The organism is Rohdeia mirabilis (genome assembly GCA_007750655.1).
In the GTDB taxonomy this organism is placed as follows: Bacteria; Planctomycetota; UBA1135; order UBA1135.
On record CP036290.1, the window covers coordinates 3,853,899 to 3,867,843 of the forward strand.

11 protein-coding genes are annotated in these 13,945 nt (G+C 71.2%); 3 read left to right on the plus strand and 8 right to left on the minus strand.

Going from position 1 to position 13,945, the window contains the following annotated elements; translation table 11 throughout:
- Positions 1-23: 23 nt before the first annotated feature.
- From aroC to Pla163_RS14430, 4 genes are all read right to left on the minus strand, one after another.
- Entirely contained in the window at positions 24-1,241 is a 1,218-nt protein-coding gene (gene aroC / locus Pla163_RS14415) for a chorismate synthase (RefSeq protein WP_145189888.1), read from the minus strand.
- A 177-nt stretch (positions 1,242-1,418) separates the two neighbouring features.
- Positions 1,419-3,578 (minus strand): endonuclease MutS2, encoded by a 2,160-nt coding sequence (locus Pla163_RS14420; RefSeq protein WP_145189891.1) that lies wholly within the window; start codon positions 3,576-3,578, stop codon positions 1,419-1,421.
- 19 nt (positions 3,579-3,597) lie between these two features.
- Complete coding sequence (locus Pla163_RS14425; RefSeq protein ID WP_145189894.1) at positions 3,598-4,563, minus strand: aminotransferase class IV; 966 nt, start codon at positions 4,561-4,563, stop codon at positions 3,598-3,600.
- 36 nt (positions 4,564-4,599) lie between these two features.
- Positions 4,600-5,370 carry a sulfotransferase-like domain-containing protein gene (locus tag Pla163_RS14430; protein ID WP_419185956.1) on the minus strand — a complete coding sequence of 257 codons (771 nt, stop codon included), beginning with the start codon at positions 5,368-5,370 and terminating at the stop codon, positions 4,600-4,602.
- Positions 5,371-5,566: 196 nt separating this feature from the next.
- On the opposite strand from Pla163_RS14430, the gene Pla163_RS14435 reads away from it, so the two are divergent.
- On the plus strand, positions 5,567-6,787 hold the full coding sequence (locus Pla163_RS14435) for a trans-sulfuration enzyme family protein (RefSeq protein ID WP_145189897.1): 1,221 nt from the start codon (positions 5,567-5,569) through the stop codon (positions 6,785-6,787).
- 100 nt (positions 6,788-6,887) lie between these two features.
- Positions 6,888-8,030, plus strand: a complete 1,143-nt coding sequence (locus Pla163_RS19115; protein ID WP_419185957.1) for a pentapeptide repeat-containing protein — start codon at positions 6,888-6,890, stop codon at positions 8,028-8,030.
- 43 nt (positions 8,031-8,073) lie between these two features.
- On the opposite strand, the gene Pla163_RS14445 is transcribed toward Pla163_RS19115, so the two are convergent.
- Positions 8,074-9,585, minus strand: coding sequence for a DUF6288 domain-containing protein (locus Pla163_RS14445; protein ID WP_419185958.1), 1,512 nt, complete (start codon positions 9,583-9,585; stop codon positions 8,074-8,076).
- A gap of 225 nt (positions 9,586-9,810) precedes the next feature.
- Here Pla163_RS14445 and Pla163_RS14450 point away from each other — a divergent pair, with 225 nt between their 5' ends.
- A complete protein-coding gene (locus tag Pla163_RS14450) occupies positions 9,811-11,382 on the plus strand; it encodes a right-handed parallel beta-helix repeat-containing protein (RefSeq protein ID WP_419185959.1) in 1,572 nt (523 codons plus the stop codon).
- A 124-nt stretch (positions 11,383-11,506) separates the two neighbouring features.
- Here the strand turns inward: Pla163_RS14450 and Pla163_RS14455 are convergent, their stop codons facing one another.
- The 3 genes from Pla163_RS14455 to Pla163_RS14465 form a co-directional block, all read right to left on the minus strand.
- Positions 11,507-11,896: an HU family DNA-binding protein gene (locus tag Pla163_RS14455; RefSeq protein ID WP_145189906.1), complete on the minus strand. Its 390-nt coding sequence runs from the start codon at positions 11,894-11,896 to the stop codon at positions 11,507-11,509.
- A 443-nt stretch (positions 11,897-12,339) separates the two neighbouring features.
- Complete coding sequence (gene dtd / locus Pla163_RS14460) at positions 12,340-12,786, minus strand: D-aminoacyl-tRNA deacylase (RefSeq protein ID WP_145189909.1); 447 nt, start codon at positions 12,784-12,786, stop codon at positions 12,340-12,342.
- Complete coding sequence (locus Pla163_RS14465; protein WP_419185960.1) at positions 12,783-13,943, minus strand: tetratricopeptide repeat protein; 1,161 nt, start codon at positions 13,941-13,943, stop codon at positions 12,783-12,785. The genes dtd and Pla163_RS14465 overlap by 4 nt, the downstream gene beginning before the upstream one ends.
- Positions 13,944-13,945: the final 2 nt, after the last annotated feature.

Below are 13,945 nucleotides of genomic sequence, written 5' to 3' on the forward strand. Positions count from 1 at the left end.
TTTCGTGCCTGACGCCGTACCGATCACAAGCTCCGCAGCTGCTCGCGATAGAACTCGACCGCGGCGGTGACCTGCGACATGGCGTCGCCGCCGAACTTCTCGCGCCAGGCCCTCGCCAGCTCGAACGCGACCAAGGCCTCCCCCACCACGCTCGCGGCCGGCGCGGCGGTCACGTCGCTGCGCTGGTAGGTGGCGCGCACGGTCTCGTTCGTCTCGAAGTCCACGGTGTCGAGGCCGCGGCGCAGGGTGCTGATCGGCTTCATCGCGACGCGCACGACGAGTTCCTCGCCCGTGGTCATGCCGCCCTCGAGGCCGCCGGCGTTATTCGTGCGGCGGCGGAAGCGACCGTTCGGCGACGCGACCGGATCGGATCCATCGGCGGAGTCGGAGGCCTCCGCGGGATCGATCGCGTCGTGCACACGGCTGCCCGGACGGCGCGCGGCCTCGAAGCCGAGACCGAACTCGACGCCCTTCATCGCGGGGATCGACATTAGCGCGCCGGCCAGGCGCGAGGTCAGGCGCTCGGGACCCGACGCGTGGCTGCCGAGGCCGGGCGGCAGGCCCCAGGCGCGCACCTCGAACACGCCGCCGAGCGTGTCGCCCGCTTCCTTCGCGGCGTCGACCTTGGCGATGAAGGCCTCGTCGCGTTCGGGGAAGAGCGAATAGAACTGGCTCGCGTCGCGGCGTTGCTCGCGTTCGTCGACCGGCGGCAGCTCGGCGTCGCCCAGCCCATCGCCCTGTGCATCACCGCGCACATCGGACGGTGCGAACCGCTCGCCGCCAAGCTCGACCACGTGACCGAACACGCGCACGCCGAAGTGCTCGATCAACTGGCGCGCGGCGCCGGCCAACGCGACGCGGATCGCGGTCTCGCGCGCCGACGCCCGCTCGAGCACCGCGCGCGTGTCCAGCTCGCCGAACTTCTGACTGCCCGCCAGGTCCGCGTGGCCGGGGCGCGCGTTGCCGGGCACGGGCAGCTCCTCGATCGTCGCGTCCGCGTTCTTCAGCACGAGTGCGAGCGGCGAACCCAGCGTGCGGCCCGCGCGCATCCCGGCCGTGATGTCGACCAGGTCCGTCTCGATCTGCATGCGCCCGCCGCGCCCGTACCCGCCCTGGCGCCGGATCAGCTCGGCGTCGATGCGTTCCTTCGACAGCGCGAGCCCGGCCGGCAGGCCTTCGAGGATCCCGGTCAGCGCGGGGCCGTGGCTCTCGCCGGCGGTGGTGTATCGAAGCGTGGTCACGTCGGTCGTTCCAAGTGGCGCGGGTGGTCGGCGCTCGCGCCGCTGGGTCTCGCGAGTGGTGCGTCGGTCGTTCGGATCGCTGCTCGGGCGCACGCAGCCTAGTGGGTCGCGGGGCCCGAGCGGCGAGGACTCTCGGGCTGCCGGTCTCGGGCGAACCGCGTCACGGCCCGCTCGACGCTACAGCTCTTCGAACCCCGTCGCCTCGTCGATGCGCACCTCGAGGTCCATGCGGCCCAGGCGCACCCGCAGCATGCCGCGACCGTGGTCGACCTTCAGCACCTGGCAGCGCTTTCGGTGCCGCGGGAGGTAGACGAAGTCGCCCTTGCCCAGGCCCTCTTCGAAGGCGCGTCGGCGCTCGGAGACGGACGCGGCGCGCACGGCACCGCGCAACTCGGTGAGCCGCTCCTCGATCGTCGCGCGCGCCGCACCCGAGACCTGGGCCGCGATCTTCGTCAGCTCCGCGATCCCGTCGCGCACCGGACCGAGCCGCAGCTCGAGCTCGCGCTGGGCCTCGTCCTCGAGCAGCGACTGCCGCGCGGCCAGGTCGGCCCGTTCGGTCTCGAGCTCGGCCAACCGTTCGGCGGCGCGCGCGTCCAGGTCCGCCGCGGCCGAGCGCGAGCGTTCCGCCTCGATGCGCGCGCCCTGGATGTCGCCGAGCAGCTTGGTCGCTTCGTCGCTCCCCCGCTCGACCAAGGCCTCGGCGCGGTCGAGCACCTCCTTCGGCAGTCCCAACCGCCGCGCGATCGCCAGGCCGCGCGACTCGCCCGGCGCGCCGACGATCAGGTGGTAGGTCGGGCGCAGCGTGGCGGTGTCGAACTCGACGCTGGCGTTCTCGGCCGCCGCGTACGCGAACGCGAACTCCTTCAGGCGCCCGATGTGCGTGCTGGCGATCGTCGGCGCCTGCTTTGCGAGCAACCACTCGAGCAGCGCCGAACCGAGCGCCGCGCCGTCGGCCGGATCGGTTCCGCCGCCCAGCTCGTCGAGCAGGAACAGCGTGCGGGGACCGGCGCGCTCGAGACCTTCGGCGATGCGCACGAGGCTCGCACTGAAGGTCGAGAGGCTCTGTTCGACGCCCTGCTCGTCGCCGATGTCCGCGACGACGCCGGTGTACAGCGGCACCTTCGAACCGGCCGCGCACGGGAACGGCAGACCGAGGCGCACGAACAGCGCCGCCAGCCCCGCCGTCTTCATCGACAGGGTCTTGCCGCCGGTGTTCGGGCCGGTGATGACGAGCACGCGGAACGGATCGCCGAGGCGCAGGTCGAGCGGCACGACGGAATCCAGCTCGCCCGCCTCCACCTGCCAGGCCAAGAGCGGATGGCGCGCGCCGCGCAGCACCAGTCCTTCGGCCACCGTCGCGACTTCGGGCACGTGGCAGGCGAAGCGTTCGGCGTAGCGCTTGCCCACCAGAGCGAGTTCCACTTGGGCCATGCGACCGGCCAATCGCGCGATGCGTTCCTCGTGCTCGAGCGCCGTGCGCGTCCACTCGACCAGCAGGCGCTGCACCTCGTGCTGCACGTCGGCGCGCACGGCCGACAGCTCGTTGCCGAGCTCGATCACGTCGCGCGGCTCGACGAACGCCGTGTCGCCCGACCCCGAGTAGTCGTGCACCATCCCGGGCACCTGGCCCAGGGACTTGGCCTTCACCGCCAGCACCGCGCGGCCGTCGCGCATGTGCACCGAGCCCGCCATGCCGGGCGCGAGCACGCCGCGCACCTCGGGCCGGTTGGCGATCGCCTTGACCTTCTTCTCGATGCGCTGGGTCAGGTCGAACTCGGCTCGGCGCAGGCGCGCGAGCTTGGGCGACGCGTCGTCGCGCACGTCGCCGCGGCGGTCGAGTCCGGCCTCGAGCAACGCTTCGAGCGCGTTCAGTCGCGGCAGCCCGCGACCGAGCTCCGCCAGACGCGGCGCGCGGTCCGTGTGCGCCTCGAGCCAGGCCGACAGGCGCGTCGTGGCCTTCAGGAACGCGAGCAGGCCGAGCAGCTCGTCCGGCCCGAGCACCTGGCCGCCGGCACGCGCGCGAGCGAGCGGTCCGATCGGATCCGACAGGTCGCTGGTCGGCGCTTCGTCGTCACCGAGCGCCAGCGCCTCCTTCGTGCGGGCGAGGGCGGCACGCGCGTCGTCGTCGTCGCGCGGCGCGAGTTCGAGCACGGCGCGGCGACCGAGCGCCGACGACGCGAACACCGCGAGCCGCGCGCGCAGGTTCTCCCAGTCGAGCGCGTCGGCCGCCATCTGGTCGAGGCTCGGCGCGACGCTCACCGCTTCGGCCTGCTCCACCACGGCGACGGCGCGGCGCTGGCTCTCCTGCCGCTGCCGGCGTTCCTTGCGACTTCCCATGGCGAGTCCGTGCGTCGGATCAGACGACGCGCGTGCCGCTCTTCGCGACGTGAGCGGTGAAGGCCGCCGACAGTCGCGCGGTCACGGGGCCCGGCACGTCGCCAGCCCCACCATCCGAGCGGCCGATCCGGCGCCCGTCGATGGTCGTGACCGGCGCGAGCTCCCCCATCGTGCCGGTGCAGAAGCACTCGTCGGCACGGTAGAACTCGGTCAGCGACAGGTCTGTCACTTCGCGCACGATGCCCAGCTCGTCGCACAGCTCGATCACGGTGCGGCGCGTGACGCCCTCGGGGCAGGCGACGGTGCGCGGCGTGCGCACGACCGGCTCGAAGGCTCCGTCGCTGCCGCGCCGAGCCCCGTTCTCGGCCGTGCCGCGCTCGACGATGAACAGGTGCGTCGCGTTCGTCTCGGCCACGAAGCCGTTGCGATCGAGCATCAGCGCGTCGTCCGCCCCGGCCGCGTTCGCCTCGACCTTGGCCATGATCGACTGGATCAGGTTGTTGTGGTGGATCTTCGGATCCATGCAGTCCGGAGGGAAGCGGCGCACCGAACTGGTGATCAGCGACAGGCCGCGCTTCGAGTAGACCGGCGCCTTGTGCTCGGCCAGCACGATCAACGTCGGGCCGGACTGGTTGAGGCGCGGATCCATGCCGCTCGTGATCTTCACGCCGCGCGTCAGCGTCAACCGGATGTGCACGCCGTCGGTCATCGAGTTCGCGGCGAGCGTGCGGCGGATCTGCTCGACCAGTTCGTCGCGCGTCGGGACAGAATCGAACGCCAGCGCCTTCGCCGAGTGCTCGAGTCGCTCGAGGTGTTCTTCGAGCGCGAAGATGCGCCCGTCGTACAGACGCAAGCCCTCCCACACGGCGTCGCCACCTTGGACCGCGGAGTCGAAGGGACTGACGCCGGCCTGGTCACGGTGGACCAGATTCCCGGCCACGTTCACGATCAGATCGCGGTTGCGCTCGTCGAAGGTTTGCAGCATCGCTCGGCAAGAAGTCGGCCAGTTCGGGGCGGCGGATCAGGGCTCGAGCCGGATCCGGTGCTCCCACAGGTGGCGGTAGTGACGCTCGCACTCGTCGTGAAGATCCCGGAAGCGCTCGGGAAGCTGCACCGGATCCTCGCGCGGCTGACCGAAGCCCGTGGACTTCTCGACGCCGGCGTACCAGTAGCGCGCCCAGACGCCGTCGAACGGCCGCGGCCCCGGCGCCCACGAGAGCTGCCGCTCGCTGAACTCGATGCCGAGTTGTTCGCACAGGCGCGAGAGGATCCCGCGCGGATCGACCAGCACGTCCGAGCTGTCGATGACCGGCGGCGTCGTGCCGAGCCGCGCGCGCTCGCGTTCGAACAGCTCGACCATCTGGGGCGCGCCCAGGTCCTCGGGCCGCGCGTCCGGGACGACGCGCGTGTAGCTCGTGATCACGCGCGCCGGATCGCGCAGCAGGAACACACAGCGCACCTGGTCCAGCCAGTCCCGGGGCATCCCCGGCAGCAGGTGGTGGGCCATGTGCTTCTGGTAGTGGACCGTCCGCCCACCCGGCAGCGGCGCGAGCAGCTGGGCGACCACTTCGTCCGGCTCGATCGGCTGGGAGCCCATGACCTCGTCGCGGCCCGGGTGCTGGACGCCGGTCGCGTGCAGGTAGTGGGCGTAGAACGGCTCGTCCACGCCGATCGTGTCGGGCCGGTTCGCGAACGAGCGCAAGAGAGCCGTCGACAGGGTCCGAGGGCCGGACCACATGGCGATGCGCAGGGGCGCCGCTGCGGTCGGCGTCGATTCGTTGGGTGCGGACATGGGTGGCGGAGCGGGCGTCGTCGCGCGGCCTCGGTCCCCGGGGAGGGTCGAGCGGGCGACGAGCGGCACGAGGATAGTCGACGCGGGCGTCCGGACCCTGCCTCGGGTGGGTGCTTGTGGCAGACTCTCGCGCCACAGCGTCCGCGACGCCGCGCCCCTCGCGCGCCGCGAAGCCGCCGCCGAACCGCTCCGCCCCATGAAGAACGCGAAGAACACCCGTATCGAGACCCGCGCCATCCACGCCGGTCAGCAGCCGAACCCCGAGAACGGGGCCCTGATGACCCCGGTCTACTTCAACTCGACCTACGAGCAGACCGCGCCGGGTGAACCGCGCCTGGGCTACGAGTACTCGCGCACGACGAACCCGACGCGGACCGTGCTCGAGAACGCGCTGGCGAGCCTCGAGAGCGCCGAGTGGGGCCTGTGCTTCGCGAGCGGGCTGGCGGGCATCGGGTCGTTGGTCCAGCGCCTGAAGTCGGGCTCGCGCATCGTCGCCAGCAACGACCTCTACGGCGGCACGCACCGGCTCTTCAACAAGTGCTTCGGCCAGTTCGGCGTGCAGTTCGAGTTCGTGGACGCGAGCGACCTGTCGCAGATCGAGGCAGCGCTGAAGAAGGCGCCGACCGACTACCTGCACCTCGAGACGCCGACCAACCCGCTGCTCAAGCTGGTGGACATCGAGAAGGCGGCCAAACTGGCCCACGACAACGGCGCGCTGTGCGTGGTGGACAACACCTTCGCGACGCCCTACCTGCAGCGTCCGCTCGAGCGCGGGGCCGACCTGGTCGTGCACTCGCTGACCAAGTACCTCGGCGGACACTCGGACGTGGTCGGCGGCGCGGTCATGGGCAACGATCCCGTGCTGCGCGAAGAGATCGCCTTCCACCAGAACGCGTACGGCGCCCAGTTCGGCCCGATGGACGCGTTCCTCGTGCTGCGCGGCCTCAAGACGCTGCACGTGCGGATGGACCGCCACGCCGAGAACGCGCTGGCCGTCGCGAAGCACCTCGAGGCGTCGCCGCTGGTCGATCGCGTGATCTACCCGGGCCTCGAGTCGCACCCGCAGTTCGACCTGGCCCAGCGCCAGATGGCGAGCGGAGGCGGAATGGTGAGCTTCGAGCTGGTCGGCGGCGTCGATGCCGGCGTGGCCTTCTGCAACGCGACCGAGGTCTTCGCCCTGGCCGAGTCCTTGGGCGGCGTCGAGTCCCTGATCGAGGTGCCGCCGATCATGACCCACGCCGCGATCCCGGCCGAGGAGCGCCGCGCCGCCGGCCTGGCCGACGGCCTCGTGCGCCTGTCGGTCGGCATCGAGCACGTGGACGACCTCCTGGCCGACATCGACCGCGGGCTCGCGGCCGCGAAGGGTGCAACCGTGCACGGCGACTCCGTCGTCGAGCGCGCCAGCGTGCGGCCGTGAGACTCGAGCGACGTGCGCGAGCCTGAGACCAGCGGCGCCCCTCGTCCAAGGTGACGAGGAGCGCCGCTGGTCGTTCTCGAGTCTCGATCACGCGAGCCCGATGAAGATGCCCGGACCGAACCCCGCCGAACTGCAGCGCCTGCTCGCCGCGCCGCCGCCCGTGCACGCGTTCCCCACCGAGGTCATCGTGGATCTCGACGGACGCGAACTGTGGCGCGGCGTCGGGCCGTTGTGCCGCGCGGACCTGCGCGGGGTCGATCTGCGTCGTGCGGACCTGCGCGAGCGGAACCTGCGACGGGCGCGGCTGGCGGGTGCGAATCTGCATGGCGCGAACCTCGAGGCGAGCGACCTGTTCATGGCCGACCTGACCGGCGCGGACCTGCGGGAGGCCAAGCTCAACTGCTGCGACCTGGGCGCCGCGAGCCTGCGCGACGCGGACCTGCGGGATGCGACGGGGTACGTCGACACGGATCACTGGCCGTTCGAAGATCTCCTCACGGACCTCTCGGGCGCCGACGTGCGCGGCAGCTTCGAGAGCGACCTCGAAGACAAGCCCTTCCTGTTCGACGATCGCACGCGCCACAGCGGAGGCTTCGCGATCTCGTCGCACGGCCGGATCCACATCGACGCGTGGCTCGATCTGCAGCGAACGAAGAAACTCGATCGCATGCCTACGGCCGCGCTTCGCGACCGACTCGGACGCGTCGCGTGGACGTCGTTGCGCATGCCGGGCAGCTCGGGACGTTCCACCGACGACTACGACTGTGATGTCGAGCTCGATGACGAAGAGCTCTCTGGGTGTGCCTTCGACGATGAGCAGAAGGTCAGACGGCTCAACCGCACCAACCTCGATGGGTGCACGTTCTCGTACGAGGTTCTGTACTGGGGGAGCTGGTCCGAGGTCCGTGCACGCCACAGCGACTTCCGTGGAATCGAACTCGGTGGAACGCTCCACAAGGAGTGCGACTTTCGCGGGTCCAGCTTCGTCGGCTCCAACATCGGGTACGACGGACTCGGAGGCAACTCAGAGTGGACCGACTGCGACCTGCGCGACTGCGACTTCCGCTACGCGACGCTCGAGGGAGCCGACCTGAGCCGCTCGAAGGTCGAGGGCTCACGGTTCGAGTTCGCGACCTACGACGCGAGCAACGTGTTCCCGGACGGTTTCGACCCGAAGGCCCATGGGATGCTCGAGCAGCCGCTCCCCCATTGGAAGATCGAGAAGGACGACCCGTTCGACTAGTTCGACTCGTTCGACCAGTCCCACGCGCTCGCCACCAACCTCCTCAGTCCGCCCCGACCATCAGCGGCAGCCCACCGTCCTCGAAGTCGAGCGCGAGCAGGATCGCCCAACTCGCCGTGGTCCAGGCCGTGCCCATCGTCACGTCGCCGTTGCTGTTCAGGTTGGCGGTCTCCTGGAACGGACGCGGCTGGTACGAACCGTCGTGGGCCTGGGCGAGGACGAACTCGCGCTCCATCGCCCCGTACCACTTCTTCAGGTCGGATCCGCCGAGCGCCGCGGCCGCGATGCCGCCGAAGAAGATGTGCTGCATGAGCGACGCGTGCCCGCCGAGGAAGTTCGTGGCCTCCTTCTTGGCGTAGTTCTTCGTCTGCTTGGCGAAGCCGTCCTTGCCGCGGCCCACCAGCACCATGCCGCGCCAGGTGGCGGCGCTGCGCGCGATGTTGCCCATGCCCTGCTGACCGTCGCCGGTCGAGTAGCCCACGCCGCCGCCGGACGACGAATCGTCCAGGTACTCGACGAGCCGATCCACCGCGTCCTCGTCGATCTCGACGCCCGCGCGTTCGGCGGCGCCGAAGGCCATCAGCGCCAGGGAACCGACGATGTTCAGTTCGATGTAGTCGAGCGCGTTCGGCCCGCCCGGACCGTGCGCGTAGCCGCCCGACTTCTCCTGGCGCAGCACGAGGTCGGACGCGATGAACGCCAGCACGTCCTTCACGCGATCGCTCGGTGCCAGGGCGTGGACCTCGCCCAGGAACAGCCCGGCGTAGACGAGCGACCAGTTCGACTGGTCCCAGTTGGCCACCCCGGGATCGGTGCGCGGCAGCTCCTGGCCCATCTTCTCCTCCATCTGCGCGCAGACGAAGCCGACCGCCTCGACGAGGTTCTCGGCGAAGTCACCCGCTTCGAGCGTCGAGCCGCCGCTGATCCACGCGAGACCGGCGAGCGATGCGTTGACCACGCGGCCCGTTCCACCCGACAGACCGGCCGGCAGTCCACCGTCCTCGGCCTGTTCACCGGCGAGGAAGCGCAGCGCGAACCCTTGCGCCGCACGCCGCGCCTCTTCGGACAGCGGGTCCTTGTCGACGATGCCGACCTCGGGGCCGAGCGGCAGCGTGATCGTGACGCGCGACTTCTCGCCGTTCTTCTCGACGGCCAGCTCGATCTCGCCCTTCGCGCGCGCCTTGACCAGCGCGTCGGCCAGCGCCTCGAGCGATTCGTCCTCCTTGAAGCGCTTGCCGCCGATGCCGGTGATCACGTCCCCCACCGTCAGCCCCGCGCGACCGGCCGGCCCCTCGGGATCGACGACCGCGAGCACCAGTTCGGCCGGGCCGCCGTCGAGGAACGGCACGTCGCCCGACACGCTCGTGCGGCCGGTGGCGTCGGCGGCCACGGTGGACACGGCGCCGGTCTCGGCTTTCGCTCCCAGGGGTCCGAGGTTCCAGTAGTCGCCGCCGCGTTGGCCTTGTCCGCCCGCGCCGAACGGCCACCCTTGTGCCGTTGCCGGCGCGGCGCAGTGGACGAGAGCGGCGAGGACGATGAGGAGTCGAAGGAGCATGGAACCGGTGCTCATTGAGAGGCGCGGTGGAGATCGGGCGCGACGAGGGTGGCGCCGAGTCTAGTCGGCTGCGCTCGACGCCACACACTCGCGGAGGCACGTCGTGTGTACGGATCGTCATGGGACCCCCGAGCGGATCCCGACTTGGATGGTCAGCACGGAGGCCGAACGACGCGCCGCGCTGGCGTGCTCGCGACCTCCGAAGGATCGATACGAAGGACTCCCGTGAAGAACTCGACCCCCTCGCTCGGCACCTGCCCGAGAGCCACACTGAAAGCCACCTTCCACGCCCTGTTCGCCGCCGCCCTGCTCGGTCCGCTGGCGCTCGCGACCGACATCCCCGTGGCGCCCGGCCAGAGCATCCAGGCCGCGATCGACGCGTCCGCGAACGGCGACCGCATCCTCGTCCAGCCCGGCACCTACCTCGAGACGATCGACTTCGCCGGCAAGGCGATCGACGTGGTCGGCGTCGGGGGTGCGGGGCTCACCACGCTCGACGGTCAGGCCAGCGGCCCGGTGGTGCGGTTCGCGAACGCGGAGGGCACCGACTCGCTCTTGCGCGGCTTCACCGTGCGGGGCGGCGCCGCGGCGATCGGCGCCGGCGGCATCGCGGTGAGCGGTGCGACCCCGACCATCGAGGACTGCGTCGTGCGCAACAACTCGGGCAAGTTCGGCGGCGGCGTCTCGGGCACGCCCGTGATGCGCCGCTGCGTGATCCGGAACAACACGGCGTCGCTCAGCCACGGCGGCGGCCTCTACGGCGCACCGCAGCTGGTCGAGTGCATCGTGGCCGACAACACCGCGACCGGCGGTGACGGCGGCGGCCTGTACCTGACCGGTGGGAGCGCGTCGATCATCGACTCGGTCGTGGTCTCGAACCGCATCGTGTTCGGCGATCCGGCCAAGGGCGCAGGTCTCGCCGTGCACTCCTCCGCCACCGTCCTCGTCCGCGGCACGGTGATCGCGAACAACCAGGGAGCGGGCAACATCTTCGGCGCCTACGGCGGCGCGGTCTGGGGCACCTCGAGCACGACGCTCGAGAACTGCACGATCGTCGGCAACACGCTCGTCTCCGGCGGGAACACCCAAGGGGCGGCCATCTACGGTGCCGCGACGGTGCGCAACTGCATCGTGCGCGACAACACGCCTGGCGCTCCGCTCGACGGTTCGCCGACGGTGACCTGGTCGAACGTGGAGGGCGGCTCCACGGGGGCGGGGAACTTCGACGCGCCGCCGCGCTTCGTGGACCAGTCGGTCGGCGCGGACTACCACCTGCGCTCGAACTCGTCCTGCATCGACGCGGGCGATCCGACGCTCTTCGATCCCGACGGATCGCGCTCGGACGTGGGCGCCTTCCCCTTCGCGACGCTGTACGCGCGCAGCAACGTGCTCGAGAGCCAGTGGGACGCGCCGAGCCACGGCGCCATCTCGCTCGCGTGCGGCGGTCGTCAGGTCATGCGGATCGGTCTGGGAGCGGCCCGGGCCGGCAACCTGTTCTTCGTGCTCGGCAGCTTCTCCGGCACCGCGCCGGGGGTGTCGCTCGGTGGGAGCGTGCTCCCGCTCGTCGCCGACGCCTACACGACCCTGACCCTGCAGGGTCCCGGCTCGGTCGGCCTGTTGGACTCGATCGGCTTCCTGGACGCGAGCGGCGCGGCCGAGGTCCGCTTCGGCCTGCCGCCGGGCCTGTTCCCCCAGCTCGTCGGTTCGACCGTGCACCACGCGGCCCTCTCGATCGACCTCGGGACCGCCACGGTCGGCGCGACGACGGACGCCCTGGCCCTCGAGCTGGTGCTCTGAACCCGCGGCGGCGGCGACCGCCCGGATACGACGAACGCGCGGCCGGACCTCGACGAGGTCCGGCCGCGCGCCGTTCAACTGCTCGCGATCGCGTGTGGCGACGGCGGACCGAGGCTGGACGGGCTCAGAAGGGCGAGTTCGAGCTCGGCCGCGGGATCGGCGGCTTGGCGGGCTCGAGCTTCTCGGGCTCGGGCTTCACCACCGGCTCCTCCTCGGGCGGATCCTCGACCTTCTCGCGCATCAGGCGGCCCACCTTGAACTTCACCACGCGCTTCGACGGCACTTCGACCTTCTGCAGCGTGCGGGGGTTCTGGGCGCGGCGCGCGGCGCGCTCACGCACCTCGAACACGCCGAACTCGCGGAACTCGAGACGGTTGCCGGATGCGAGCTCGTCGATCACTTCGTCGAGGAAGCGCTGGACGATCTCTTTCACCACGACCTTGGTCTGGCCGGTCTCGTCCGCGATGCGGTTGACGAGATCCTTCTTCGTCGTTGTTTGGACCCGATTGCCCATGGGAGCGGGGAGCGTTGGGGGCGCCGGAGGTACTCGAGAAAGCGTTCGAGGGTGAGATCGCCGCTCACGGTGCGACGATCGACCACGCAACGGCGCGGAACGCTGTTATCCCCTTTTCAGCGACGCACTTGCGCCCCCTTTGGAGGAAATCGGACGGACCCCGCCCGGCGCGGGTTCCCTTCGACCCCCGTGCATCGACTCCGGCGTCGCGCTCGGTTGAGCCCTTGTGCGGAAAGGAGTTGGGACGGCGGCGAGGGCGCGGGGGTCGCGCGTGTGCCGAGACCCCGCCTGGAGCGCGCTGAGAGCGGGGTCGGACGCCGTGCGCGGCGTTCGAGCCGGTCCGAGGATCCGCACTTCGAAGTCGATTTCAGGTGCGAGCACGCGGCTCGGAGCGCGGCGACGCGCGCGACGGGGCGGCCGACTCGGTCGCCGGAACGGCCGCCCTACTGCTCGAGCAGGAACGTGGCCGGCCCGTGGTTCACGAACTCCACCTCCATCAACGCGCCGAAGCGGCCGGTGGCGACGGACGCGACGCCGAACTCGGTGAGGTGGGCGGCGAAGCGTTCGTACAGGGGCCCGGCCTCGGCCGGTGGCGCCGCGCGGTCGAACGACGGGCGGCGCCCCTTGCGACCGTCGGCGGCGAGCGTGAACTGACTGATCAAAAGCGCGCCGCCGCCCACGTCGAGCAGCGAGCGGTTCATGCGCCCCTCGTCGTCCTGGAAGACGCGGTACCGGGCGGTGCGTTCGGCCAGCGCCAGGGCCTCGCGCTCGGTGTCGCCGGCGAGGACGCCCAGCAGCACGACCAGTCCCGCGCCCTCGATCGCCCCCACCACCTCGCCGTCCACGCGGACGCGCGCGCCGGAGTGCACCCGTTGGAGAACGACGATCACCGTTCGGGGAGCAGGCTCGCGTCCGACGGATGGAGCTGGTCCTCGAGGCGCTCGACCTCGATGCGCGCACGCTGCAACGCGATCGCCGCGGCCCCGTCGGTCGGCGCCAGGGTCGCGGCCAGTTCGACCGCGGTGCGCCAGGCTTCCAGCGCCCCTTCGAGATCGGCCAACCCGTCCTGGAGGACGATCGCCTCCTGGACGTGACTGCGGAAGTCGCCGGGTGCGTAGAAGCGCGACTCGAGGGCGGCTTCGATGCTCTCCTCGTGGCGCTCCAACTCGGCCAGTGCGGCGGCGCGCAGGAGCAGAGCACGCGCGCGCCGGGACGGATCCTCGGTCTCGATGTCGTCGAGTTGCTCGAGCGCCGCTGCCGTCCGCCCGTCCACCAGGTCCGCGTTCACCAGGTCGAGGCGCGAGTCCACGACGTCGCCGGCCGAGACACGCGGATCCTCGGCGACGCGCTCGACCCACTCGGTCAGCAACCGACGCGCGGCCTTCACCTCGCCGAGGCGCTCGAGCAGCGTGGCTTCGAGCCGGCGCACGCGGGGGTGCCCCGCGTCCAGGTCGACCGCGCGGGCCAGTGACAGGCGGCACTGCTCGAGATCGCCCTCCCGCAGGAGCACGTAGGCGCGACCGAAGTGCGCCCAGATGCAGTTGGCGTCGGCCTCGATCGCGCTGTCGAGCAGACGCAGCGCGGCCGGCGAGTCGCCCTCGACACGGGCTGCGAGCACCAGATCGAACGCGTTCTTCGGGCCGCCGTCCGCGCGCAGTCGGTACCAGCGCCGCAGACGCACGGCCGGTGCCCCGTCGTCGGTCAGGGTCGAGGCGGCCAGGGCCGTGTCGAGCTCCGGCAGATCGCGACCGGTGCGCAGCAGTTCGAGCTCGACGTCCTGGAGCAGCGTGGCGACGAACAGGTTGCGCGGCCGCTCGGCGAGCAGGGCCAACAGCCGTTCGCGAGCCTCGCGCGGCCGCCCGGCGTCGAACTCCGCACGCGCCGCCGCCAGTTCGCTCAGCTCGCCCGGCGTGAGCACGTCGTACGGCCCCGAGTTCGACTCCCAAGGCTCGACGCGCGTCCCGGCGCATCCGACGAGCAGGAGCACCGCGACCAACCAACTGCCGAGTGCGGCGAGGGAGCCCGCCCGTCGTCGCACGGTGTCCACCT